The 24,780-nt window shown below is 41.9% G+C and carries 31 protein-coding genes and 1 riboswitch; of the genes, 17 read left to right on the top strand and 14 right to left on the bottom strand.

Going from position 1 to position 24,780, the window contains the following annotated elements; all coding sequences use genetic code 11:
• Positions 1-89: 89 nt before the first annotated feature.
• From GKC25_RS13435 to GKC25_RS13420, 4 genes are all read right to left on the bottom strand, one after another.
• Positions 90-281 carry a hypothetical protein gene (locus GKC25_RS13435; protein WP_034665287.1) on the bottom strand — a complete coding sequence of 64 codons (192 nt, stop codon included), beginning with the start codon at positions 279-281 and terminating at the stop codon, positions 90-92.
• A gap of 25 nt (positions 282-306) precedes the next feature.
• Positions 307-465 carry a DUF1540 domain-containing protein gene (locus GKC25_RS13430; RefSeq protein ID WP_008360682.1) on the bottom strand — a complete coding sequence of 53 codons (159 nt, stop codon included), beginning with the start codon at positions 463-465 and terminating at the stop codon, positions 307-309.
• A 68-nt stretch (positions 466-533) separates the two neighbouring features.
• Entirely contained in the window at positions 534-1,580 is a 1,047-nt protein-coding gene (locus GKC25_RS13425) for a cytochrome d ubiquinol oxidase subunit II (RefSeq protein WP_181185487.1), read from the bottom strand.
• Positions 1,581-1,601: 21 nt separating this feature from the next.
• The gene (locus tag GKC25_RS13420; RefSeq protein WP_034665295.1) at positions 1,602-2,933 is read right to left on the bottom strand and encodes a cytochrome ubiquinol oxidase subunit I; all 1,332 of its coding nucleotides are present in this window, start codon (positions 2,931-2,933) and stop codon (positions 1,602-1,604) included.
• Positions 2,934-3,108: 175 nt separating this feature from the next.
• Between GKC25_RS13420 and GKC25_RS13415 the strand changes: the two genes are divergently transcribed.
• Complete coding sequence (locus GKC25_RS13415; protein ID WP_187704039.1) at positions 3,109-3,351, top strand: type B 50S ribosomal protein L31; 243 nt, start codon at positions 3,109-3,111, stop codon at positions 3,349-3,351.
• Positions 3,352-3,424: 73 nt separating this feature from the next.
• Here GKC25_RS13415 and GKC25_RS13410 read toward each other — a convergent pair whose 3' ends face one another.
• The gene (locus GKC25_RS13410; RefSeq protein WP_034665307.1) at positions 3,425-4,414 is read right to left on the bottom strand and encodes a metal ABC transporter solute-binding protein, Zn/Mn family; all 990 of its coding nucleotides are present in this window, start codon (positions 4,412-4,414) and stop codon (positions 3,425-3,427) included.
• A 212-nt stretch (positions 4,415-4,626) separates the two neighbouring features.
• Here GKC25_RS13410 and GKC25_RS13405 point away from each other — a divergent pair, with 212 nt between their 5' ends.
• Complete coding sequence (locus tag GKC25_RS13405; protein ID WP_034665310.1) at positions 4,627-5,193, top strand: beta-class carbonic anhydrase; 567 nt, start codon at positions 4,627-4,629, stop codon at positions 5,191-5,193.
• A 1-nt stretch (position 5,194) separates the two neighbouring features.
• Here the strand turns inward: GKC25_RS13405 and yidD are convergent, their stop codons facing one another.
• A complete protein-coding gene (yidD, locus tag GKC25_RS13400) occupies positions 5,195-5,419 on the bottom strand; it encodes a membrane protein insertion efficiency factor YidD (RefSeq protein ID WP_003217666.1) in 225 nt (74 codons plus the stop codon).
• Between the two features lie 126 nt (positions 5,420-5,545).
• Here yidD and GKC25_RS13395 point away from each other — a divergent pair, with 126 nt between their 5' ends.
• Both GKC25_RS13395 and GKC25_RS13390 read left to right on the top strand, forming a co-directional pair.
• A complete protein-coding gene (locus tag GKC25_RS13395; RefSeq protein ID WP_003217624.1) occupies positions 5,546-6,019 on the top strand; it encodes an S-ribosylhomocysteine lyase in 474 nt (157 codons plus the stop codon).
• A gap of 114 nt (positions 6,020-6,133) precedes the next feature.
• Positions 6,134-6,568 carry a FixH family protein gene (locus GKC25_RS13390; RefSeq protein WP_034665315.1) on the top strand — a complete coding sequence of 145 codons (435 nt, stop codon included), beginning with the start codon at positions 6,134-6,136 and terminating at the stop codon, positions 6,566-6,568.
• A 7-nt stretch (positions 6,569-6,575) separates the two neighbouring features.
• Here the strand turns inward: GKC25_RS13390 and ytzI are convergent, their stop codons facing one another.
• On the bottom strand, positions 6,576-6,722 hold the full coding sequence (gene ytzI / locus GKC25_RS13385) for a YtzI protein (protein WP_034665318.1): 147 nt from the start codon (positions 6,720-6,722) through the stop codon (positions 6,576-6,578).
• A gap of 131 nt (positions 6,723-6,853) precedes the next feature.
• Here ytzI and GKC25_RS13380 point away from each other — a divergent pair, with 131 nt between their 5' ends.
• The 4 genes from GKC25_RS13380 (at position 6,854) to GKC25_RS13365 (ending at position 8,517) form a co-directional block, all read left to right on the top strand.
• Positions 6,854-7,291, top strand: coding sequence for a Dps family protein (locus GKC25_RS13380; protein WP_003217576.1), 438 nt, complete (start codon positions 6,854-6,856; stop codon positions 7,289-7,291).
• 121 nt (positions 7,292-7,412) lie between these two features.
• Complete coding sequence (locus GKC25_RS13375) at positions 7,413-7,604, top strand: hypothetical protein (protein ID WP_034665322.1); 192 nt, start codon at positions 7,413-7,415, stop codon at positions 7,602-7,604.
• A 156-nt stretch (positions 7,605-7,760) separates the two neighbouring features.
• Positions 7,761-8,165 carry a phage holin family protein gene (locus GKC25_RS13370; RefSeq protein ID WP_034665325.1) on the top strand — a complete coding sequence of 135 codons (405 nt, stop codon included), beginning with the start codon at positions 7,761-7,763 and terminating at the stop codon, positions 8,163-8,165.
• 43 nt (positions 8,166-8,208) lie between these two features.
• On the top strand, positions 8,209-8,517 hold the full coding sequence (locus GKC25_RS13365) for a hypothetical protein (protein ID WP_034665329.1): 309 nt from the start codon (positions 8,209-8,211) through the stop codon (positions 8,515-8,517).
• A gap of 29 nt (positions 8,518-8,546) precedes the next feature.
• Here GKC25_RS13365 and GKC25_RS13360 read toward each other — a convergent pair whose 3' ends face one another.
• Positions 8,547-9,338, bottom strand: coding sequence for an AIM24 family protein (locus GKC25_RS13360; RefSeq protein WP_034665541.1), 792 nt, complete (start codon positions 9,336-9,338; stop codon positions 8,547-8,549).
• A 22-nt stretch (positions 9,339-9,360) separates the two neighbouring features.
• Complete coding sequence (locus GKC25_RS13355; RefSeq protein WP_034665334.1) at positions 9,361-10,014, bottom strand: TerD family protein; 654 nt, start codon at positions 10,012-10,014, stop codon at positions 9,361-9,363.
• A gap of 248 nt (positions 10,015-10,262) precedes the next feature.
• On the opposite strand from GKC25_RS13355, the gene ytkD reads away from it, so the two are divergent.
• On the top strand, positions 10,263-10,739 hold the full coding sequence (gene ytkD / locus GKC25_RS13350; protein WP_034665337.1) for an RNA deprotection pyrophosphohydrolase: 477 nt from the start codon (positions 10,263-10,265) through the stop codon (positions 10,737-10,739).
• 33 nt (positions 10,740-10,772) lie between these two features.
• On the opposite strand, the gene GKC25_RS13345 is transcribed toward ytkD, so the two are convergent.
• Genes GKC25_RS13345 through GKC25_RS13335 form a run of 3 tightly spaced genes read right to left on the bottom strand, consistent with a single transcriptional unit; the run spans position 10,773 to position 13,341 of the window.
• On the bottom strand, positions 10,773-11,519 hold the full coding sequence (locus GKC25_RS13345) for an ABC transporter permease (RefSeq protein WP_370876318.1): 747 nt from the start codon (positions 11,517-11,519) through the stop codon (positions 10,773-10,775).
• A gap of 34 nt (positions 11,520-11,553) precedes the next feature.
• Positions 11,554-12,324 (bottom strand): ABC transporter ATP-binding protein, encoded by a 771-nt coding sequence (locus GKC25_RS13340; RefSeq protein ID WP_034665342.1) that lies wholly within the window; start codon positions 12,322-12,324, stop codon positions 11,554-11,556.
• Between the two features lie 15 nt (positions 12,325-12,339).
• Positions 12,340-13,341, bottom strand: coding sequence for an ABC transporter substrate-binding protein (locus GKC25_RS13335; protein ID WP_187704038.1), 1,002 nt, complete (start codon positions 13,339-13,341; stop codon positions 12,340-12,342).
• A 173-nt stretch (positions 13,342-13,514) separates the two neighbouring features.
• Between GKC25_RS13335 and GKC25_RS13330 the strand changes: the two genes are divergently transcribed.
• From GKC25_RS13330 to GKC25_RS13305, 6 genes are read left to right on the top strand one after another with little or no spacing between them, the layout of a single operon-like run.
• Entirely contained in the window at positions 13,515-14,243 is a 729-nt protein-coding gene (locus tag GKC25_RS13330; RefSeq protein ID WP_106038088.1) for a carotenoid biosynthesis protein, read from the top strand.
• On the top strand, positions 14,212-14,958 hold the full coding sequence (locus GKC25_RS13325; RefSeq protein ID WP_106038087.1) for a lysophospholipid acyltransferase family protein: 747 nt from the start codon (positions 14,212-14,214) through the stop codon (positions 14,956-14,958). Before GKC25_RS13330 ends, GKC25_RS13325 begins: the two co-directional genes overlap by 32 nt.
• The gene (locus GKC25_RS13320) at positions 14,943-16,070 is read left to right on the top strand and encodes a glycosyltransferase (protein ID WP_034665351.1); all 1,128 of its coding nucleotides are present in this window, start codon (positions 14,943-14,945) and stop codon (positions 16,068-16,070) included. Before GKC25_RS13325 ends, GKC25_RS13320 begins: the two co-directional genes overlap by 16 nt.
• Positions 16,067-17,548, top strand: a complete 1,482-nt coding sequence (locus GKC25_RS13315) for a phytoene desaturase family protein (protein ID WP_095286125.1) — start codon at positions 16,067-16,069, stop codon at positions 17,546-17,548. Before GKC25_RS13320 ends, GKC25_RS13315 begins: the two co-directional genes overlap by 4 nt.
• A gap of 26 nt (positions 17,549-17,574) precedes the next feature.
• A complete protein-coding gene (locus GKC25_RS13310) occupies positions 17,575-18,369 on the top strand; it encodes an alpha/beta hydrolase family protein (RefSeq protein WP_034665354.1) in 795 nt (264 codons plus the stop codon).
• Positions 18,370-18,408: 39 nt separating this feature from the next.
• Complete coding sequence (locus GKC25_RS13305; protein ID WP_003217584.1) at positions 18,409-18,651, top strand: DUF2584 domain-containing protein; 243 nt, start codon at positions 18,409-18,411, stop codon at positions 18,649-18,651.
• Between the two features lie 45 nt (positions 18,652-18,696).
• Here GKC25_RS13305 and pckA read toward each other — a convergent pair whose 3' ends face one another.
• A complete protein-coding gene (gene pckA, locus GKC25_RS13300) occupies positions 18,697-20,283 on the bottom strand; it encodes a phosphoenolpyruvate carboxykinase (ATP) (protein WP_012010978.1) in 1,587 nt (528 codons plus the stop codon).
• 228 nt (positions 20,284-20,511) lie between these two features.
• Positions 20,512-20,646: riboswitch (SAM riboswitch) on the top strand.
• Positions 20,647-20,841: 195 nt separating this feature from the next.
• Between pckA and metK the strand changes: the two genes are divergently transcribed.
• A complete protein-coding gene (gene metK / locus GKC25_RS13295) occupies positions 20,842-22,044 on the top strand; it encodes a methionine adenosyltransferase (RefSeq protein ID WP_034665356.1) in 1,203 nt (400 codons plus the stop codon).
• Between the two features lie 149 nt (positions 22,045-22,193).
• Complete coding sequence (asnB, locus tag GKC25_RS13290) at positions 22,194-24,092, top strand: asparagine synthase (glutamine-hydrolyzing) (RefSeq protein ID WP_066030514.1); 1,899 nt, start codon at positions 22,194-22,196, stop codon at positions 24,090-24,092.
• Between the two features lie 142 nt (positions 24,093-24,234).
• Here the strand turns inward: asnB and GKC25_RS13285 are convergent, their stop codons facing one another.
• Positions 24,235-24,750 (bottom strand): gamma carbonic anhydrase family protein, encoded by a 516-nt coding sequence (locus tag GKC25_RS13285; protein ID WP_034665361.1) that lies wholly within the window; start codon positions 24,748-24,750, stop codon positions 24,235-24,237.
• Positions 24,751-24,780 lie beyond the last annotated feature (30 nt).

Here is a 24,780-nt window from a genome sequence, read left to right as displayed (position 1 = left end):
TTTGCACATCCAATAAAATCTATGTATAGTGAGAGAAAGTTTTTCCTTCCTGTCTCATTAAGAAAGAAAGAGCGGTGATCCGCTCTTTCTTACTCTTCTACAAGCTCGCTGTCGTAAGCAAGCTGTCCGATATAGTGATTCATTTCATTGGGCATGTCTGCTGCATGGCCATATTCATAATCCCAAAGGTTTAAAAAGGAGTGAGCAGCCTGATAAAATGCGGCTTCGTCCGCGTCATGAATTTCGTCAAAAAACGTTTGAAGCAGCCGATCGTGTTTCAATGTGAAGCGCCTCCTTTAATGAGACTTAAAGATCTTGTGGTTTAAACGTTTTACAATCCGTTTCTTCACTTTTTTCAGCCGTATTTCCTGTGTGGCTGACGACATAGATTGCATCTGCCCCACAGCGGTTTCCAGCATTCCAATAGGAACAGTTATTGACTTCACAAAGGATTTTTTGACTCATACAGATGACCTCCTTTTGAGTATGTCTTTCTTCTATAATGTAACCGAAATGAACCTCGTCCATTCATGTTAATCTTCCTGACGAATATAGCGCTTATCCTTCATAAACAATTTCCAGAAGAAATAGAACCCAGGGAATAAGATGATAAAACCTACAATATAGGTGATAAACAATGCTCTAAATGTGACAGGGTCTGTAAATCCAGACATGATTGTAATATCTGGATAGGCCATATAAGGCAAATGGGCACGTCCGTACACGTAGCTTGCTAAAAAATATTGAATGGTGATCGCAATGACAGCTAAACGGGGCCGGCCTTTCCGCTGCTTAAACCGGCTGTTTGGTAAAAATAGAGCCAGTCCTGCTAGCAAAAACATCAGGAGTGATACAAGAAGAATAGGAATGTTCTGCATCATTTTTGTGAACAGCCAATTGGCCTCGCTTCTTAATGTCAGCATGATAAAAAAGGCCATCAAGAGTGAAAGCGGACCCGTAATGAGAGCCCCTCTTCTATAAATGCTGTAAGCTTCATCTTCATCAGCCACATTCGAGAAATCAGCTAAAAGCAAAGACGAAAGAAAAAGGGTGCTGAAAATGGCAAAGCCGACAAAAGAATAGACATTTGCACTCGTAAAGACCAGTCCAAGATCTAATGAGTAGACGTTGTTCTCCTGAAAGATAAATCCACCATGAGTAATCGGAAGAACCATGATCAGGATGGACGGAATGATAAAGCCGCTTATCCCTGAAATGTAAGTAACCGCTTTTCGGTATTTTTTAGGGAGTGAATGAGAAAACACGAGAAACCCGCTTCGCAGTGCAAGTAGTAACAATATGATGCTGCCGGGTATTAATAAAACGGTACCAAGTACAAAGGTCGCACCTGGAAACAAGCTAAACAATGCAACAACAATCGCCACAATGAAGACGTTTGTTACTTCCCATGTTGGAGAAAGATATTTATTTGCAATATTAGCGGCCTTTGTTTGTTCTCTATTCATATAAATCATCGACCAAAATCCTGCGCCGAAATCCATTGATGCCATCACTGCATAGATAAAAACGAATCCCCATAAGATGGTGATTGCAATGAGCGCATCAGTTGTAACATCCATTTGCATCTAGATCGCTCCTTTTTAAGATTCTGTTAACCGTAGGTCTTCTTCAATCGAATGTTTTCTAAAGTAGTACGTCAGTACAATAACGGTTGCTATGCCTAAGATGAGATAGACAATGGCAAAAAGGATAAAGAGCGTACCGATTGAACCGGATGATGTGACGACCTCTGAGGTTTTGAGCATTCGATAAATGACCCATGGCTGACGGCCTGTACATGCAAAGATCCAGCCGAACTCAATGGCCAAAAGACTAAGGGGCCCGCCGAATAAGTAAAGAAAAAGGAGCCACTTCGGATAATGTTCGCGTTTTAAAATTTTACGGTAAAGCAGTGCTAACACTGCAAACAAAATGAGGACTGAGCCAATGATAACCATGCCGTTAAATAATGTGTGAATAAATAAAGGCGGCCACTCGTCACGAGGGAAATCATTTAAGCCTTTGACCACCGTATCAAAGCTATTTCCTGCCAGAAAACTAAGCGCCCAAGGGATTTCAATTGCTCCTTTAATTTCCTGTGAATCGGCATCAGTAAAACCACCTATTGCAAGAGGCGCATGTGATTGTGTTTCAAATAAACCTTCAGCACCGGCTAACTTTTCAGGCTGATATTCATACAGAAGCTGAGCAGACTCATGACCATTTAAGGCCGTAAGAAATGAGAAAAGGCCTCCTACAATAAGTCCAAGAAAAAGGGCTTTTCGATGAAAAGTATAGAGTTTCTCATTCTTTCTTGTTTTGAGCATTTTAAAAGCGGCCACCGAAGCAATCACAAAAGCACCTGTTGTAAAAGCAGACAGCACGACATGTGTCGCAGTCACCACAAAGCTTGGATTGAAAAAGGCCTTCCAAGGCTCGATATTTGTAATCTCTCCATTGACCATTTGAAAGCCAGCAGGTGTTCCTTCAAACGCATGTACGTTTGTGATCAGAATCGCTGAAGCGGCTGCGCCAATCACGACAAAAATAACGGTAATGATGCGCATAGCAGGTGATAGGCGATCCGCTGCGTACACATAAATAGACATAAATAATGCTTCAATAAAGAACGCATAAATTTCAATCTGAAATGGCAGTGACATGACCTTTCCGATGACCTCCATAAAACCTGGCCATAGAAGAGCGAGCTGAGTACCAGCAATCGTGCCTGTTGGAATGGCGACACCTAACAAGACAGCCTGCGCTTTCGTCCACCGTTTGGCCATGACAGCATAGTGAGGGTCCTTCGTTTTTTGGAAGATGAGTTCAGCTAACAAAATCATTAGCGGGATGCCGACGCCAAGCGAGGCATAAATAATATGAAAGCCCATGGTTGTGCCGAACAGGCTTCTAGCTAAAACGAGATCAGTCAATTTTTTCTCCGCCTTTCTTATCGCTTCTCTTTTTCATGATGTTATTATTCTCCACCATTTTTAGATTATTCTTCCTGACTAAGAAAGCTTGATTTTTGACAAGTTGTAAAAGAGGGAGTAGAATATAAATATAAAGCGTAATCATTACGTTTTGATAACGAAAGGAGTTTTGACATTGAAAAGAGATATTCATCCAACCTCACATGAAGTTGTATTTATGGATGTAAACAGCGGTTACCGCTTCTTGAGTAAATCGACAAAGACATCCAATGAGACAGTAGAATGGGAAGATGGGAAAACGTATCCTGTGATTAAAGTAGAAACAAGCTCTGATACGCATCCTTTTTATACAGGACGACAAAAATTCGGAGAAAAAGGCGGAAGAGCCGAGTTGTTTAAGAAAAAATATCAATTGTAATAAAAAGCACACCCTGAATTGGTGTGCTTTTTTGCAGCAAAAAACCCCGGATGATCACCCGGGGTTCTAGTAATTAATCATTTAAAGCGGTTTTTAAGGTCTTTAGATTTTGTTTCATTAAGCTGATGTAGCTTTCGCCATTTTTGGCATCATCTTCAGTAATAGATTCTAGATTTTTAAGTGTGAGGCTTTTTGCCCCAATTTCACTGCGGATTGTATCTGATACTTTGCTGCTGACGTTGTTTTCAAAAATCACATATTGAATGTGATGCTTTTCAGCTTTTTGTACAATGCTTTCGAGCTGCTTTTGTGAAGGCTCTTCAGAAGCGGATAACCCTAATACACTGATTTGCTCAATACCGTAGCGCTTTTCCCAATAACCGTAGGCTGCGTGAGAAACAAGGATTTCTTTATGTTTTGCTTTAGATAACGTTGTGTTGAACTCTTGATCTAGCGATTGCAAATCCTTTTTTAGTTTTTCATAGTTTTTTGTGTATTCGTCTTTATGATCTGGATCTAATGAAACGAGCGTGTCCTTAATGTTTTTCGCCATTTGCTTTGCATAAACCGGGTCTAACCATGCGTGAGGATCTTTATCTCCATGGTCGTGTTCATCATGGTCATGAGCTTCACTTTCATGGTCGTGATCATGGTCTTCGCCTTCTTCATGTGAATGCTCTTCTTTTGTCGATAACAATTTGATGCCTTCGGCTGCTTTGACTGTTTTCACGCCTTGGTCTTTTAACGTAGAAGCGGTTTTGTCAGCGAATGCTTCAGCTCCTGTACCGCTGTAGATGAAGGCGTCACCTTCAGCCATTTCAACCATCGTTTTTGAACTTGGTTCAAAGCTGTGTGCATCTGCATTGGCCGGGTACACACTTTGCGCATGAACGTGAGAACCGCCAATTTTTTCAGTGAAATCTTGGATCGGGAAGATCGTGGTGTAAATGGTTAGTTTCCCGTCTGCCTTTCCTTTTGAAGCATTTGTCCCCGTACTGCTTGAGCAAGCGGCAAGACCGATCGCAAATAAAGCAGCTGTTAAAATATAAAAGATTTTTTTCATGTAGAAATGTCTCCTCTCAATCTATTAGATAGAAATGATTACGATTTAATGTCCTGAGTAATTGTATCGTAATAATTACGATTTGAAAAGAGGAAAATAAAAAAATTTCATCAGCAGATGTTTCCTTTAAAAAAATGCGCTGCAAAACGTGACGAAATTTCTCACATTGTGCTATATTTATTTTTAAAAAAGATAAAGGAATGGGCAAACGTATGAAACTTTTAGATGAAATCATCGAATATAATCAACAGTTTATTGAAGAGAAGAAATACGAAGAATTTACAACAACGAAGTTTCCACAGAAAAAAGCTGTCATTCTGTCATGTATGGATACAAGACTTGTCGAGCTGCTTCCGCGTGCAATGAACATGAAAAATGGAGATATCAAGATCGTTAAAAGTGCTGGTGCTCTTGTTTCTCATCCATTTGGAAGTATTATGCGAAGCATTTTAGTGGCTGTTTACGAATTAAATGCTGACGAGGTTTATGTCATTGGGCATCATGATTGTGGTATGAGCAAAATAGACAGTCAAACACTTTTAAACAAAGCCATTGAGCGTGGTATTCCAGAAAAGCGTATTGAAGTACTGGAATACTCAGGAATCGACTTTAAACAGTGGCTCAAAAGCTTTAGTTCTGTTGAAGAGAGCGTGAAGGACAGTGTGTCCGTTGTAAAAAATCACCCGCTTCTTCCATCAGATGTGCCTGTGCACGGTCTTGTCATTGATCCTGGAACAGGCAAGCTTGACTTAGTCGTCAACGGATATGAAGAAAAATAAGTTATTTTTCCTTTTTCGGCGGGACAGGATCGATGCCGCCAGGATGGAGTGGATGACATTTTAAAATCCGTTTGATGGTGAGCCAGCCGCCTTTTAAAGCGCCATGCGTTTTGATCGCCTCTAGCCCATAGTTTGAGCATGTTGGATAAAACCGGCAGCTAGGCGGTGTAAGAGGGGAAATACATTTTTGATAAAAGCGTATGATGCCGATAAAAATTTGTTTCATAGAGGTTCCTCCTTGTCTGTCTTTCACAGTATAAGAAAAAAGGACAAGGAAGGAAAGTTTTATAAACTAAGCTGGTCGGAGAAATATGTTATAATATAGGAAATTGCAATTATAGGAGTGGTGATTATGCCTTCAGTTGAAAGCTTTGAACTTGATCATAATGCTGTAAAAGCGCCATACGTTCGTCATTGCGGCGTTCATAAAGTGGGATCAGATGGGGAAGTAAATAAATTTGATATTCGTTTTTGTCAGCCTAACAAGCAGGCGATGAAACCTGATACGATTCATACATTAGAGCATTTACTTGCGTTTAACATTAGAACACACTCAGAGAAATACGATCATTTTGATATCATTGATATTTCTCCAATGGGCTGCCAGACAGGCTACTATTTAGTGGTCAGTGGTGCACCTACTCCAAAAGAGATCGTTGAACTTCTTGATGCAACATTCAAGGATGCAGTTGAGGTAACAGAGATTCCTGCTGCAAACGAAGAGCAATGCGGCCAAGCGAAGCTTCATGACCTTGAAGGGGCAAAACGTTTGATGCGTTTCTGGCTTTCTCAAGATCAAGAAGAGCTTCTAAAAGTATTTGGTTAATAGATCATAAACCGGACATGTTGATGTCCGGTTTTTTGAATTCGATCATGAGATGTCAAAATAGGGGATATTTGTTAAAATGGACATGTCAGTAAAAGAAGGGGGAAACTCGGGATGCGAAAAATGTTGGGAATGATTTTGATGCTCATGTTACTAAGTGCATGTGGGAACTCTGCAGCAAATAGCGGCAAAGGGGAGGTGCCTGAGCTATTAGAAGTGAAGCTTACAGGACCTGAGCAAGTGGAGAAAAATGAAAGCGTTATAGTAAAAGCAGCTGTCACATATGGTGATACCCCTGTTGATGATGCAGACGATGTTCAATTTGAAGTGTGGAAAGATGGTGACAAAGATAACAGCAAGATGATTCAGCCAAAGAAAGAGAACAAAGGTGTATATGAATTGCATACAGCCTTTAAAAAAGATGGCCTTTATATCATACAAGTCCATGTGACAGCTAAACAGCAGCATAATATGCCGAAGACGAACATCCACGTAGGTGATGTGAAAAAAGAGAGTTCGTCTACTGAAGCAGAAACCTCACATCATTAAGTGCGATTTATTTTGGGTTAGGACGTTGGTTTGGTTCAGCATCCTGTGGTGAATCGATTTTATGCTTATATTCATAAGCCTTCGATGTTGTCCACAGTGATAAAAAGACAACGATTGAGATAATGATAAAGCTGATAATCCCAAGTAACAGCATCTAACTCCCTCCTTATTTCCATATTAACATATATTTCATGCAGTCAAAATAGAAGAAATTCATGGCAGGTTTCAGTATAATAGGAAAAGGGTATTCTCATACTAAACGCAATTACATAAGGAGGAATGAACATGTCTGAAAAATTATTAAACGTCGTCAATAAACAAGTAGCTGATTGGACTGTGCTTTACGTGAAATTACATAACTATCATTGGTACGTAAAGGGAAAAGACTTCTTTACACTCCATGAGAAATTTGAGGAACTTTATACAGAAACAGCGACATACATTGATGATTTGGCTGAGCGTATGCTTGCGTTAAATGGACAGCCTGTTGCGACAATGAAAGAATGCTTAGAAATTTCTAGCATTCAAGAAGCTGAAGGCAATGAATCAGCGGAGCAAATGGTGAAAAATCTATATGATGATTTCTCCAATATCGCAGAGGAATTAAAGCAAGGAATGGAGCTGGCTGGAGAAGTTGGCGATGAAACAACAGGTGATATGCTGCTTGCGATACATCAATCTATTGAGAAACACAACTGGATGCTTAAAGCATTTTTAGGATAATACGAATGTGAAAGGAATGTCGATCATAAGATCGGCATTCTTTTTTGATGGATTTGTGACAGACAGCCCATTGAAATCATAGGGCTTTCAGCCGAAGAGAAAAGAGAAGGGAGGGGAGAAGATGTCTTCCATTGCAGGAATGATGAGTCAGCAAGTCGCGAGCATTCAAAGAACACTCAATATTAGTTTGTTGAATTCACAGCTTGCTACGAATACAGCACAAGCCATGGTCATGCTGGATCAAGTTCAGCAGCAGCCTCAAGCTGTTCAGCCAAAGGATTCAGACGCTCGCTTTATTGATGTCAGAGTCTAAGAATGGAAGCCGCCGCACAAGGCGGCTTTTTTTCTTGTCATCACTCTGTCCGATTTAAAAGACGACGCCTTTATTTTTTGTCGTCCAAGCTATTGCGAGGATCCGGCATATACTATTGAGGTAAGGAGTTCCACTATGAAAGGATGTTGATGCCAAGTGAGCAAGGATTTAGGCATCTTTTCGTTGTTTACAGTCAGTTTGTCAGCGATGAGCTTTCTGTTTGGTGGAGCAGGATATTTACTGATGATATTAGTAACATTGATGGCCATTGAATTAATTTGTTCAAGCCTAAGAGAATCTTTGACTGGGCAGCTCACAATGAAACGTTTTTTTACACGGCTTGTTCGAAAGATTGTGACGGTCTCCTTAATATCGATGGCGCATTTCTTCGATGTCATGCTGAAGACAAATGGGATGATTAAGGATTTAGCGATCATCTTTTATATTATTTATGAATCTTACCAAATCGTCTCGACAGCCAATGCCCTCGGAATTCCCATTCCACAGTTGTTTATTGATGTGTTGGACATGTTGAAAAATAAATTGCGCAAAAAGCCGTAATTTTTTCATATCTGGTCATACTAAAGGAAAAAGGATGAATCAGATGGCGAGACACACATATTATGTATCTGTACAGGATGGGTCGATATCGCAGCATAGAGATGCGGCGGCTTGGCAATTTCAAATAGAAGCAGATGATGATCAAATTTTGCAGCTGAGAGACTATTTCGATGAACAGTATATGACAGATTGGAAAGGCTTCTTTCGAGCGCATGTTCCGTTTCTTGAATATCATTATGACAGTCCGAATGATGAAATGGATCGAAAAAGACAAGAGATTTACTCAATGATTTATGAGCTCGGGAATGAAGAGACAAAGAACTTTATTGAAACAAATGGATTAATGAATTGAAAAAGCATGTAGAGATTTTCTACATGCTTTTATTTTCGCGGTTGTAAGATGCCTCCGATCAGATCACTAAGCCCGCCTTTATTCTCTTGCTGTGATGTCTGTGAATTAGTGAAATCATGAGAAGAGCTCTGGCTTTGAGGCTTGTAGCGGTTATCATCTAAACCAACCCGTAAGCCAGATGTGCGCTCAGATGGCTGGATAATGACAATTTGGTCTTGTTCTTGAAACTCAAATAAGTAGGATTCACCAGATGTTTGTCCAATGAAGGTTTTCCAGTTCACATCTAATTTGACCTTCGGTGCTTTGCCTGTCCAAGCGACAATGGCGTCAGGATCTACACGGCAGGGGGCTTTTAAAATGAGCGGGTTTCCATTCGTTTTAATGGCGACCTGCGCTCCGTGGCCTTGATAGGAGAGCTTTGATGTAAACAGTCCTTTCTGTGATAAAATACCAACGCCTACTGGTGTCACGCCGTAATGACACTCCTCAGTAAAGGCAAGTAGATCTTCACTTTCTACACTTACATGCTGCCAAGGACCGCTCGGCTCAAGATTAATCACTGTCACGTGCTCGCTGGAATCAGCCAAATAACAAGTACCTTGTCCACTCACTTCCATCACCTCAAGGTTTTCACCTGTCAATTTTCTGCTGATATGGTTAAATACTTGACTGACCATATTTCCTTTATTTGTCCCGAGTAGTCGTTTGCGGTATTGAAACGTTCCTTGATCGGCAATCATTGCGCCTTTTTTCGCAAAAAAGATTCCGCTGCCTTCTGCTTGTAAAGTGAGTTCTTCTATCGTGTTGAAATGAAATCCCATTGGTGCCAGCTCCTTTCCTGCGTCAAGCTGTGAATCCATAGATGAGGCATAAGTCGTTTAAATCTAGCGTAGTTCCTTGCCCGGTCGCGATGATTTTCCATTCGTCCTCATCTCTTATGAGTTCAGCGCAAATAATGGATGTGCAATACGAATAATCTTCTGTTAATTGAAAGGTACAAATCTCTTGTTGCGAGATTTGATCAGTAAGATGCACGTAGGCATTGGTCACTTGTCCAAAATGATGCTTGCGCTCGTGTGCATCATGTATCGTGGCTGTTACGACGATTTTATGAATATCAGGTGAGACTCTACTTAATTGCATAATGATCATTTCATTGTCTCGATATCCGCCGCCAAATTGATGATCACCAAGATGACGAACAGCCCCGTCTAAGCTTTGCTGCTGATGATAATAGATCAGATGGCTTGGAGACAACAGCTTGTCCTCTTCATTTAAGAGAAACACTTGCGTATCTAAATCAATTGGCTGGCCAGCCAGATCCCAGCCAAGCCCGATATGAATTTGGTCGATATTTGGATTGTCTTTTGTTAAATCTAGCTTTTGTCCTTTGATGAGGTGTTTCTTGATCACCTCATGAGGTGCGTCTTCTTTCTCATTTTTCCTGAGCGGTAGCGCTTGATCTTTCTCTTGTTTTGACCCATTTGTTATATTCATGCTGTTTTCCTCCTCGTCGTGATAGGACAAACACTAATTGATTTACGTCATCAAGGGATAAAAGGTTTCATGATTAAAATTGGGTGAAGTTGGAAATGATAAAAAGGTTTTATCAACAATACCTCATTTTAAATACAGACGAGATGAAACCACTCGTTTGTTTCACTTTTGATAAAAATTCTTCAGAGAAATGTGATCTGTGGTATGATGTTTTACAAGAAGCAAGGACAGGATATGAGGGATTTCACATGCATGTATTTAAAGACTATTATCATAATACGGTCAAGCTCTCCTTTGAAGAGAAGCCTTTTTCAAGTCATCCAAAGCATGTTTGGGCCATCTGCCGTTACCAGGGGAAATGGCTGCTCACTGAACATGAGGATCGGGGCTATGAGTTTCCAGGAGGGAAAGTTGAGCCAAATGAAGAAGCAGACCAAGCCGCTATACGTGAGATTCAAGAAGAGACGGGTGCTGTTGTTCGTGAATTAACGTATATTGGCCAATATCAGGTGCTAGGCAGAGAAAAGGTTATCGTAAAGAATATTTATTTCGCTGATATTGAAAGGCTAGTGAAGCAGGACACGTATTTTGAAACGAAAGGACCTGTTCTTTTCGCAGACTTGCCAAGATCCATCGCAAAAAATAAGAATTTCAGTTTTATTATGAAAGATGATGTGCTAAGACAAAGTCTTGCTTATTTAGAAAAGAACGGTTTGATTCGTTAAAAAAAGCGCAGGGAGACCATCCCTGTGCTTTTTTTATTTTTGGAGAAAACGGCGCTCAAGCCATTCCACAAGCTGGTACATGATGGTAGCAAACACAGCAATAATGAAAAGACTTAAGAACACGAGTGTAAAGTTGAAGACTTGAAAGCCGTAAATGATCATGTAGCCGAGCCCTTTTGAGGATACAAGAAATTCCCCTACAATGACCCCAACCCAAGAAAGACCGACATTGACTTTGATGGCAGAAATCATCGTTGGAATACTGGCTGGCAACATGACCTCACGAAAGACGACGCCTTTTTTCGCGCCAAAGGTTTTCATCACCTTTAAATAATTCTCATCGACCTCTTGAAAGGCAGTGTAAATGACGATCGTTGTAATAATCACACTAATGATCGCACCCATCGCAACGATGCTGATCATACCAGGCCCAAGGGCAACAATTAAAATGGGGGCAAGGGCAACTTTCGGCATGGCATTTAAAATGACTAAATAAGGATCAAGAACGTTTGCTAATCGGGTGGACCACCATAAGGCGGCAGCGAGCAAAATGCCGCAAAAGGTACCAAGTAGAAAACCGAGCACCGTTTCAAATAACGTAATACTCATATGATTTACTAAAGAACCATCTGATATTTTTTGCACAAATAATTGGCAGACCGCAGATGGTGAACTGAAAATCAGCGGATCGATGAGCCTGAAATGACTGGCAAGCTCCCAAAGCGAAAAGAAGCTGGCGAATATGATGAACTGATAGATACGTGTGATACGTTTTTCCATTCGGTATTTTTTGCGATAGGCTTCATGTAAAAGGTCACTGTGTTTCAACTGTTTTCAGCTCCTTCCAAATCGTTTGAAAGAGCTCTTGGAAACGCGGGGTCTGTCTCGCTTCGAAAGGAGAGAGAGCCCTTATATCGTCTGGTACGGTAAAGATTCGCTGGATAGAGCCTGGATGCTTTGAGAATAAGAAAATGCGGTCACTCATCGCAATGGCTTCGCCGATGTCATGTGTCACAAGGACTGCTGTTTTTTGATAGTTTTTTAATGTGTGAAAGACGAGATCTTCTAATGTCAGTTTGGTTTGGTAGTCTAGCGCTGAAAATGGCTCATCTAGTAAAAGCAGACCGGGATCAACTGCAAGCGTTCGGGCGAGAGCAGCACGCTGCCTCATTCCGCCAGACAGCTCCTTCGGATATTTTTCCTCTACTTCATGCAGTCCAAACTTTGGCAGTAAATCAAGGGCAGCTGAGGTGGCCTCATGTGAATCTTGTTTCGCAATTTTTAACCCGAGAATCACATTTTCCTTGATGGTTTTCCAAGGAAACAAATAATCTTGCTGGAGCATATAGCCGATTTGATGCTCCTTTTGATTTGGTTCTTTTCCTTCGATTAAAATTCGACCTTCAGAGGGCGGCGTAATGCCTGCGATGATAGACAGCAAGGTGGTTTTTCCGCAGCCGCTGGGACCAATAAATGAGATGAATTCACCTTGGTCTATCTCCATATTGATGTGCTGTATAGCCGTTGTTTTTTCTTTTAAAGAGAAGTACGTGTGGGTCACATGGTCAATTTGAAGGAAAGACATGTGCTACCTCCTATTCTATTTGTGATCTGTGACCTTCTTTGCAATGGATGAATCGACAAGTTGTTTGTACGGGATAAATTCCGGCAATTCACCGCTCTCCTTCATGATTTCCTGCAATTTGTTCCATTCCTCTTCATTCAGAAGGGGATCTGTTGCATAGGAATCTTGCTGTTTGTAGCGTTTGATGGCAGTTGATAAGACATCAAGATCTGTATCAGGAAAATGAGATTGAATGGCCTTTGCGATCTCCTCCGGCTGCTTGGCTTTTACCCATTTCTGCGCTTTGTAAATGGCACGGGTGAAGGCTTCAGCTGTCTCTTTGTTTTCCTCTAAGTAACTCTTCTTTGCCATGAAGGTAGTATATGGCACCTTGCCAGAAGCTTCTCCAAAGGAGGCGGTAATGTACCCTTTACCTTCTTTTTCAAGTAAGGAAGCGGTCGGTTCGAATAACTGCACAAAATCGCCAGTTCCAGAGGAGAACGCACCTGAAATGTTGGCAAAATCAATATTTTGAATCATGCGAAGATCCTTTTTTAAATCAATGCCTTCCTTTTTCAAGACATATTCACCGACCATTTGCGGCATGCCGCCTTTCCGCTGTCCTAAGAAGTCTTTCCCTTTTAATTGATCCCAAGAGAATTGGTTTATTTCCTCCCTTGAAACAAGAAATGTGCCGTCTGTTTGTGTCAGCTGTGCAAAGTTCATGACAGAGTCCTTTGTGTCTTGAGCCTCTACATAGATAGAGGATTCAGACCCGGTCAGGGCGATATCAGCACCGCCTGATAAGAGAGCTGTCATCGTTTTATCACCGCCCCAAGTGGTTTTCAGTTCAACCTCCAAGCCTTCTTCTTTGAAGAAATCCTCTGATAAGGCGACATATAGCGGAGCATAAAAGACCGAATGGGTCACCTCGGCTACTTGTACGGTCTGCTCTTGTTCTTTTTTACAGGCGACAAATGGAATAAAGAGCAGGACCACGACGATGAATGCCAGTCTGACTTTGATGGAACGATTCAAGAGTAATTCGCCTCCTTTGTTCTAGATCACTATTAAAGTATGTGAAAAGGGATTTTTGGTGAGTGCCTAGATGAAAATAAGAAGCGCATTGTTTATTTATAGAACGCGTCTTTTTTTCTATACTAGGGGAATGAATGCTTTCTTGAATTTGGCAGAAATAAAGGAGCGGTTTCGTGTATAAAGTGAGTTGGGTATTTGTTGGATGGTATTTAGTAGGTCTTATCTTAATGGTCTTTTTTGAAGTGCCAGCATGGCTTCAGTTTGCAAATGGAATCTTTCTTGTGCTGTATGCCTGCTGCGTCATAGAGATTGGGCGGCATATTTATGGCTCATGGGGGCTTGTGATCAAAAGGGCAGCCATTGTTGGGGTGCTTACATTTACGGTTGAGTGGGTAGGTATCGCAACGGGGTTTCCATTCGGGGCCTATGACTATTATCCGACATTAGGTTTTCTAGTGGCAGGGGTGCCCTTAACCATTGCGTTTGCATGGGTTGGCGTGTTTTTAAACAGCCTTTTTTTATCCAGTCAGCAGTCAAAGTGGAGACGAGCCGTCGAAACGGGGATATGGATTGTCTTGCTTGACCTCATATTAGATCCAGTATCAGCTGAGCGGAAGTTTTGGGTGTGGTATGACGGCGGTGGGTTTTTCGGTATTCCTTTTGAGAATTTTGTGAGCTGGGGTATGATTGGAGCAGGACTTTCATTTCTTTTCCCGCTTGTTTCAATTGATCAAAAGGCACTCAGCTGGACGAGCCGTATTTATCAGGCGATGGTGTTCTTTTTTGGTCTTTTGGCATTAAAGGGCGGACTCGATGTCATTTTTTATTTAGCACTGATCATTGTCATTTTGTGTGAAGGAAGGGTTCGATTTGAAAGAAAGCGACAAAAGCCGATCGTTTAGACGTATATTTTTACTTTATCTTGAGCGGTATTTACTCCATAAGCATTTCCGCTGTGTGATGATGAAAGGCTTGGTGGACCCGAAGGAGAAGCTGCCTGTTCTTTATCTCGCCAATCATAGCTCATGGTGGGATGGACTGATCATTTTTCTTTTAACAGAAAAAGCGTCTGAACTTGATCACTACATGATGATGGAAGAGAAGCAGCTGAAGCAATATGCTTTTTTCCGTAAGCTTGGAGCGTTTCCGGTTCATAAAGAGAACCTGAAAAGTGTCAAACAAGCATTGATGACAGCAAGAGAGAACATGCAGGCTGGCGGGGCTGTATGGCTTTTTCCACAGGGGGAAATTATGCATCAGGATATGCGGCCGCTTGAACTGGAAGGAGGAGCTTCTTTTTTAGTGAGGCAATTTGAGCAGGTCGTGGTGAAGCCTGTGACCTTGCAGTATACATTTAATCAATTTCAAAAGCCGACAGTTTCTGTTGTGTTCGGCGAAGATGCCTTAGTATCTGGCGGGGCACTACGAAGCAAGGACGTGACGCGTATGCTTGGAGATCTGCTTGAAACGCAGTTAAACCGACATCAAGCGCAGGTCATCGCTGATCCTGATTTTTCATTAAACGAAGAATTTAAACAGATGACAAGGACAAGTCAGTCAACAAGTGATGCGTTTGATTCTTTTAAAAAGTGGGTGAAAACATGGCGCTCTTCTTAACCGTGATCAGTGTGCTGCTGCTTTGTCAGTTTATGTTCACCATATGGAATATGAAGCAGTTTCCCGTGATAAAGTCCGCTTCTTTTTCGCCAGATGAACCCATTTCGTTATCGATACTGATTCCGGCTAGAAATGAGGAGAAGCGGATAGAAGCCTGTCTTCAGTCGATCGTTGATCAACGCCTTTATCCGAAAGAGCTTATTGTACTTGATGATCATTCGACAGATCAGACAAGAGCGATTGTGGAGCGCTTTGCAGAAGCGTATCCGTGGATTCGTGTCCAGTCAGGCCAGGCGTTAAAGCAAGGCTGGCTAGGTAAATCATTTGCCTGTTCTCAGCTCGCTGAGGCAGCAGCTTCTGATTGGCTGCTATTTTTAGATGCGGATGTCCGGTTAAAAAGAGGGGCAATTGAAGCAGTGTATCAGCAGGTATGCACGCAAAATACGGGCATGCTGTCAGGCTTCCCAGAACAAAAAACAGGTACATTCTTTGAGCATCTTGTGGTTCCCATGATGATGTTTACCATAGGCTGTCATCTGCCAGTGAAGTGGGTAAGGAATTCAAGGAACCCCGCTTTTGCCGCAGCACATGGAGGCTTTATTGCCATTGAAAAGAATTGCTACCACGACATTGGCGGGCATGAAGCGATTAAGGATTCGCTAGTGGATGATATGGCCTTGGCTAGACGGGTGAAGGAAAAAGGCTTTCCGTTCACACTTGCAAGCATTCATCCATTTGTGTATATGAGAATGTATGAGAGTGGACAAGAGGTTTGGAAAGGCTACCGGAAAAATTTATTCCCAGGTGTCAATCGAAGCATTGCTTTGTTAAGCAGTGTCTTTTGTTTATACACTCTGCTTTATTTGGCTCCTGTCATTTGTTTGATGATGGCTTTGCTGCAGCTGGATGTGCTCAGTATATGCTTAGCCATTCTTTGCTACGGGCTGGGTGTGTCGATCAAAGCGGCAATTGATATCGAGAACGGGAGAACATCTGCAATGGCCTTTTTATTGCCGGTCAGCATATTAAGTTTGATCGCCATTGGCTTTGCTTCTATGAAAATCGGGCTGAAAAAAGAAGGGTATGAATGGAAAGGGAGAAGGTACGAATGAAAAAAGTGATCATCATCGGAGGCGGGCTTGGCGGATTATCAGCAGCGATCCGCTTACAGTCACGCGGGGTTCAGGTCACCATATTAGAAAAAGAAGCGGCTTTAGGCGGGAAATTGCAGCGCCATCAGGGAGCTGGCTACTCTTTTGATCTAGGACCGAGTACCATTACAATGAAGTCATACTTCGAGGAAGTGTTTGCTTCCTGTCATAGACGGATGGAGGATTATGTCACATTTTATCCGATTTCTCCTCTGACCAAAAACGTTTTTTCAGATGGACATACGGTCGAATTTACGCCCAATTTTGAGCAAATGGAATCTCAAATTGCAGCATTCAGTCCTGAAGATGCGAAGCAATACCGTGCATTTTTACATGAATCAAAGATGTTTTTTCAAAAGGCTGAGGAGCAGTTTTTAAATCGTTTGTTATTGACGTGGAAGGATAAGGCGGATGTAAAGCTCATGAAAGCACTTCTCTCTGTCAAACCGTTTACAACCGTTCAACGCCTGCTGCGTCAATATTTCCGTCATCCGCATACATTGGCGATGTTTGGACGGTATGCTACATACATCGGCTCTTCTCCCTATGAGGCACCGGCTATATTTAATATGATGGCGTATTTAGAAGGGGAGAAAGGGATTTATGGAATAAAGGGCGGTACATATCGTTTAGTTGAAGCATTTGAGACTTTGGCAAAGGAATTAGGCGTACAGATTCACCTCAATGAACAAGTCAACAAGATTCATGTGAAGGACCGGCGAATCAAAGGAGTAGAGACGGCTCACCAGATGTATGAAGCAGATCAAGTCATTGCAGGGGCGGACGCGCTGACTGTCTACCGCCATCTCATAGATGAAAAAGACCGCCCAAGCTTTTTAAATCAAAAGCTGGCTAATATTGAACCGTCATTATCTGGCTTTGTTCTCTTATTAGGTGTACCTAAAGTCTATGAACAGCTGTCCCATCACAATGTGTTTTTCCCAGAGAATTATGAGCAAGAATTCAAAGATATTTTTCAGAAAAAACAACTGTCTCAGGATCCAACGCTTTACATATGTTATTCAGGTCATTCAGAACCAGCTTTAAGCGGAGGACCGGGAAGAAGCAACCTTTTTGTACTGGCGAATGCGCCTTATGTGACAAAAGAGCAAGATTGGGACATGCTAAAGGAGACGTATCGGCAGCATTTGAAAACAAAATTAAAGGAAAAGGGTCTCTTTGATATGGATGAGGTTGCCGAATATGAAGCGGTTCAAACTCCGCTTGATCTGCAGCAGAAAACAGGAGCATATCATGGCGCCATTTATGGCATGTCTTCCAACTCGTTCAAGCAGGCGTTCTTCCGAATCAATAATCAGTCAAAGGACATTGAAGGGCTTTGGTTTGTTGGAGGAACAAGTCATCCAGGCGGCGGCACGCCGATAGTGACAAAATCAGGCCAGCTCGTCGCAGAAGCGATCATGAAGCATTTGATGTAAGAACAGATGAAAAGGAGAGAAATCAAGTGATTGTGGAAAAAAGAAGGTTTCCGTCCCCCCATCCGCATATTCACTTATTTACAGTGACCTATGAGGCAGATGGGCTTCGGATCAAAGGACTGCTCGCTGAACCGGCCGGAGAAGGTCTCTATGACGGCTTTTTGTATTTACGAGGCGGCATTAAAAATGTGGGGATGGTGAGACCAGGCCGGATTGTGCAATTTGCAGCGCAGGGCTTTGTCGTATTTGCTCCCTTTTACCGAGGAAATCAGGGAGGCGAAGGGAACGAAGATTTTGCCGGAGAGGACCGGAAAGATGCTTTTGCTGCCTTTCAATTGTTAAAGCACCACAAAAAGGTGAAGCAGGATCGTATTCATATCTTTGGTTTTTCGCGCGGAGGGATTATGGGCATTTGGACCGCTGTTGAAATGAAACAAGAGGCGGCTTCCTTTGTGACATGGGGAGGCGTCAGTGATATGAAGCTCACCTACGAAGAGCGTGTGGATATGAGAAGAATGATGAAGCGTGTGATTGGCGGTCCCCCGCACAAGGTGCCAGAGGCCTATGAGGACAGAACGCCTTTAAATGATGTGGACAAAATTGAAGCGCCTGTTCTCATCATCCACGGAGAAGAGGATCAGAATGTATCGATTGAGCATGCGTATTTACTAGAAGATGCGCTGCGCCAGCACGGAAAGTCAGTGGAGACTTGGTATTTTCACGGATACAACCATTATTTCCCGCCGCAGCATAATCGGGAAATTGTCAGAAGGCTGACGACGTGGATGCACAGCCGGAAAAGCGGAAATGTGGTAAAATAAGCAGTATAACGAAATTTAGAAAGTAGGGGGATTTTCAATATGGGAATGCCTGTTGAATTTAATACAATGATTGTCACGAAGGGAAAAGAGACAAGAATTGAAGAGAATGTATTTGAGCTCATGAAGGAAGGGTACCGCATTTATCCATTAAATATTCCGCTTGAGGTACGTAAAACGAAAGACGGAGAAAAAACAGGGACAGCACACGTTGAAAAACTGGAGCTGACAGACAATGTGACAAAGGTAACTTACCGTCTCGTGTCATTACATTCAACGAACTAACAAAAAAAGCTGAGGGAATGATTCCCCTCAGCTTTTGTCATTTGATTATACGAGTGGTCCGCCTTTGGCTTCAATGTCACTTGCTGCGTGGCTGAATTTTTGGAAGTTCTTTTTAAATTCATTGGCAAGGAAGTGTGCTTTTTCTTGATAAGCCTCTTGGTCATCCCATGTTTTAGAAGGTTGAAGCACTTCATCTGGTACGCCAGGAATATGAAGCGGGATGTGTAATCCAAAGATGTCGTCAGTGATCATTTCGGCGTTGTCGAGATCGCCTTCGATCGCTGCTTGCACCATTGCTCTTGTATGCGCTAGGTTCATGCGTTTGCCTGTACCATAGCCTCCGCCAGTCCAGCCTGTATTCACAAGGAATACTTTTGCGCCGTGCTCATCAATTTTCTTGCCAAGCATTTCAGCATAGACGTGAGCTGGAAGCGGCAAGAACGGTGAACCGAAGCAAGTAGAGAATGTCGTTTCTGGTGATGTGACACCGCGTTCAGTTCCTGCTAATTTACTTGTGTAACCGCTCAAGAAATGGTACATCGCCTGTTCTTTTGTTAAACGGCTGATTGGAGGTAAAACGCCAAATGCATCAGCTGTTAAGAAGACAATGGCAGATGGGTGTCCTGCGATACTTGGCTTCACGATGTTATCAATCATTTCGATTGGGTAAGCAGCGCGTGTGTTTTCAGTGAAGAATGTGTCATCATAATCCGCTTCACGTGTTTCTTCATCAAGCACAACATTTTCAAGAACTGATCCGAAGCTGATGGCTTTGTAGATTTGCGGTTCTTTTTCTTCGCTTAAGTTCACACATTTCGCATAGCATCCGCCCTCAATATTGAAGACTCCTGAGCCAGACCAGCCGTGTTCATCGTCACCGATCAGCTTGCGGCTTGCACTTGCAGAAAGCGTCGTTTTCCCAGTACCTGAAAGGCCGAAGAATAATGCGACATCGCCTTCTTGACCGACGTTTGCTGAGCAGTGCATGGATAAAATATCTTGCTCAGGAAGCAGGTAATTCATGACAGAGAAAATGGACTTTTTCATCTCTCCTGCATATTCTGTACCACCGATCAGAATGGTGCGTTTTTCAAAAGAAACGATAATAAACGTTTCAGAGTTTGTGCCATCTGTTTCAGGATCTGCTTTAAAATGCGGTGCAGATAAGATGGTGAATGGTTTTTCGTTTGAAGAAGGTGTTGATCCGTCAGGTCTGATGAATAGCTGCTTTGCAAAGAGATTGTGCCATGCAAATTCGTTTACCACTGTAATTGGCATACGGTATCTTTCATCAGCGCCGGCAAATCCTTCAAAGACGAATAGTTCATCACGTTCTTTTAAGTATGACACAACCTTTGTATATAAACGGTCAAATGCTTCTTTAGAGATCGGCTGGTTGACTTGACCCCAATCAATTTTATGTTCAGAGCTTTCTTCTTTGACGATAAATTTATCTTTAGGTGAACGTCCTGTGTAGGCACCAGTTGTAGCGCGGACAGCTCCTGTTGATGTTAAAACGCCTTCATCACGTGCCAAAATCTTTTCAACAAGTTTCGGAACAGATAAATTTTGGTGCGTATTTTCTAATGAGAGCAATGACTGCAAATCTTCTTTTAAATCCACTGAGTTCATAAAAAAAACCCTTCCTTTACCGTTGAATTTGTTTGTTTTGATTAGTATAACACATTCATAATAATAGTCTATACTATTTAAATGTTTTTGTGTGTGTTTTTTCATTTCTGCTATGAAAATATGCTTTTTGGTGATGCTAAGTGTGAGGTGAAAAAAGAGGGGAGATAATTCTGATGAAGCATTGACATGATGCAAGGGTTTGAGATAAGATATCTTATTGAACGGATACTCTTATCCCGAGTTGGTGGAGGGACAGGCCCGATGAAGCCCAGCAACCGGTTTCTTGTGAAAAAGGCATGAATATGCTGAGAAACCAAGGTGCTAACCTGATGCAAGGTACAAGAACACCTTGAGCGATAAGAGTGAAAGGCATGCGATCTCAGACCCTTTCCTCGCAATGAAGGAAATGGTTTTTTTATTTTTGGGATATCATATGAACAAATTGCCAATAACATCTCTAATAGAAACGTTTTCAAATATAAGAGGGAACGAGTTCCGTATCATATTGGAGGCCTCATCTTGGGATGATGTGGTCTTGTACAGGAGGAAATAGCCATTATGAGTCAAAATCGTCGTTTATTTACTTCAGAATCAGTAACAGAAGGACATCCGGATAAAATCTGTGATCAAATTTCAGACAGCATTTTGGATGAAATTTTAAAGAAAGATCCAAATGCACGTGTTGCCTGTGAAACTTCTGTTACAACGGGTCTCGTATTAGTAAGCGGTGAAATTACAACGTCTACTTATGTCGATATTCCAAAGACGGTGCGTGACACGATTAAGGAAATTGGCTACACACGTGCGAAATATGGTTTTGATGCGGAAACATGTGCAGTGCTCACATCCATTGATGAACAGTCTGCTGATATTGCGCAAGGTGTAGACAAAGCGCTTGAAGCACGTGAAGGAACAATGACTGAAGAAGAAATTGATGCGATCGGTGCAGGTGACCAAGGATTGATGTTTGGTTTTGCCAACAACGAAACCGAAGAGCTCATGCCGCTGCCGATTTCACTAGCGCATAAATTATCTCTGCGTTTAACAGAAGTGCGCAAGGATCAAACACTTGCCTATCTTCGTCCAGACGGAAAAACACAAGTAACAGTAGAATATGATGAGCAAAATAAACCTGTTCGTATTGACACAGTGGTTATTTCTACGCAGCATGCACCAGAAGTGACGCTTGAACAAATTCAAAGCGACTTAAAAGAGCATGTCATCCGCCCTGTGGTTCCAAGCGAACTCATTGACGAAGAGACAAAATACTTTATTAACCCAACAGGCCGTTTCGTCATCGGCGGACCTCAAGGAGATGCTGGTTTAACTGGACGTAAAATCATCGTTGATACGTATGGCGGGTACGCTCGTCATGGCGGCGGTGCTTTCTCTGGGAAGGACGCAACAAAGGTTGACCGTTCTGCGGCATACGCTGCTCGTTACGTAGCGAAAAACATTGTAGCTGCCGGTCTTGCAGATTCTTGTGAAGTACAACTTGCTTATGCAATTGGTGTTGCGCAGCCTGTATCGATTTCAATTGATACATTCGGAACAGGAAAAGCTTCTGAAGAAAAATTAATTGAAGTGGTTCGTGCGAACTTTGATCTTCGTCCAGCTGGCATTATTAAAATGCTTGACCTGCGTCGTCCGATCTATAAACAAACAGCTGCATACGGACATTTCGGCCGTCATGATTTAGATCTTCCGTGGGAAAAAACGGATAAAGCCGATACACTTCGTAAAGAAGCATTAGGACAATAACAACATAGAAAACCGCTTATTTTAAGCGGTTTTCCTTTTGATTAAAAAAAAATTCTACAAAAAGTGAAAAAATGTGAAACAAAATCGGACAAAATACTGTCTAATTATAGGTCTACTTTTAAGAAATAACATAACGTGGAGGCAATAATATGTGTGGGTTTGTTGGTGTATTTAATCACCGTCCATTGTCCGAAACTACTGAGCAGGAAGAGTTAATTAAACAAATGAATCGTCTCATCGTTCACCGTGGTCCCGATGATGAGGGTTACTTTCATGACGAGCATGTAGGATTTGGATTTAGACGTTTAAGTATTATAGATGTTGAGCACGGAAAGCAGCCGCTTTCTTATGAAGATGAAAAGTATTGGATTATTTTCAACGGAGAAATTTATAACTATGTGGAGCTGAAGGAAGAGCTTGTGAAAAAGGGCTATACGTTCAGCACAGATTCTGATACGGAAGTACTGCTTGCCACATACCGTCATTATAAAGAAGAGGCGGCTTCTAAACTTCGCGGCATGTTTGCATTTTTAATTTGGGATAAAGAAGCGCAGCAATTATATGGCGCGAGAGATCCTTTTGGCATCAAACCGCTTTATTTTACACAAATGGATGAGCAAGTGTACTTTGCGTCTGAACGCAAAAGCTTGATGGCTGTGAACGAGAACATTTTATTTGATGAGACTTCATTGCAGCAGTACATGTCGTTCCAGTTCGTTCCTGAGCCAAATACACTTGATCAAAAGGTGCACAAAGTTGAGCCTGGTCATCAGTTTATTTTACGCCCAGGACAGGAGATCGAATTTAAGACATACTGGAAGGTTCAATTCAAGCCTGAACAAACACAAGAACAGAAATTAATAGAAGAAGTACGCGATGCAATCTATGATTCTGTGAAAGTTCACATGAGAAGTGATGTACCTGTTGGTTCATTCCTATCAGGTGGTATTGATTCTTCCTTCATCGTGTCTGTCGCAAAGGAATTACACCCTGAGCTGAAGACATTCTCTGTTGGCTTCCAGCAGGATGGCTTTAGTGAAGTCGATGTCGCGAAGGAAACAGCTGATAAGCTAGGCTTACAAAACTTCAGTGCCGTTATTTCTCCAGAGGAATATATGAACGAGCTTCCGAAGATTGTCTGGCATTTAGACGATCCTTTAGCTGATCCGGCGGCGATTCCATTGTATTTTGTGGCAAAAGAAGCGAAGAAACAAGTGACGGTTGTTCTTTCAGGTGAGGGAGCGGACGAGCTGTTCGGCGGATATAATATTTACCGTGAGCCTCTTTCTCTTAAACCATTTGAATCTGTACCATCTATGCTGAAAAAGCTTCTTCTTCGTCTGGCGCGATTAATGCCAGAAGGAATGAAAGGGAAGAGCTTTATCGTTCGCGGCTGTACGCCATTAGAGGAACGTTATATCGGTAATGCGAAAATCTTTGAAGAGCCAGTGAAGAAAAACCTCTTAAAACATTATGATCCAAGCATCACGTATCGTGACGTAACGAAGACATACTTCGAGGAAAGCGCAGGCTATAGTGATATTAACAAAATGCAATATGTTGATATTCATACGTGGATGCGCGGAGACATCTTACTGAAAGCAGACAAGATGACGATGGCGAATTCTCTTGAGCTTCGTGTTCCATTCCTTGATAAGGTCGTTTTTGAAGCGGCTTCTAAAATTCCAGAAGAGCTGAAAACAAAAGATGGCACAACGAAATATTTATTGCGTAAAGCAGCAGAAGGCATTGTGCCTGACCATGTGTTAAACCGTAAAAAGCTTGGTTTCCCTGTGCCAATTCGTCATTGGCTGAAAAATGAGATGAATGCTTGGGCGAAAGACATCATCAAAAACAGTCAAACAGATGAATACATTAACAAAGAGTATGTGCTTGATTTATTAAATGAGCATTGTGCTGGCAAAGCAGATCATAGCCGTAAGATTTGGACCGTCCTCATCTTTATGATCTGGCACAGCATTTATGTGGAGCGCAGCATTGATCCAGAGCAGTTGAATCATCAACCGAAAGAAGTCATCTTTAGTTAATGAAAAAAGGTTTTCAGCTTTGTGCTGAAAACCTTTTTTGTCATGATAGAAAGCAGTGGAAAAGGGTAAAATAACAAGCGGTTCATAGTTATTGCTTAATATCCTGAAAAAAACATGATAAAGTGAAGATACACGTATGATGTTAACGGGATAAAAGGGAACGATAGTATTGTCCTTTTTCTACATATTCTCTACGGATTCTGTCCATGTCTTGGATATCTTCATCTGTTAACTGACGGACGACCTTGGCTGGACGGCCAAAAGCGAGTGATCCTTTTGGAATAACCTTTCCTTGAGGGACAAGACTACCTGCACCGATAAAGGCACCTTCGCCAATTTCTGCACCATCGAGAATGATGGACCCCATACCAATGAGGGCATTTTTTCGAATGATTGAGCTATGTAATGTGACTTGGTGTCCAATGGTAGCACCATCTTCTATAAGAAGTGTTTTTCCAGGACTTTGATGCAGACAGGATAAATCTTGAATATTGACGTTTTTTCCAATTCTCACAGGAGCGACATCGCCTCTGATGACGGTTTGAAACCACACGCTCGAATATTCTCCAATCGTGACATTACCAGTAATGGTGACGTTATCTGCGACAAAGACCGATTCATGAATCTCAGGTGTAAACTGATGATATGGATAAATCACTTTTTCGACTTCCTTTCTTAATACAACATT

It is taken from the genome of Bacillus pumilus (assembly GCF_038738535.1).
Classification (GTDB): Bacteria; Bacillota; Bacilli; order Bacillales; family Bacillaceae; genus Bacillus.
The sequence above is the reverse complement of the archived record's forward strand: the minus strand, read 5'-3'. Positions and strand labels throughout refer to the sequence as shown.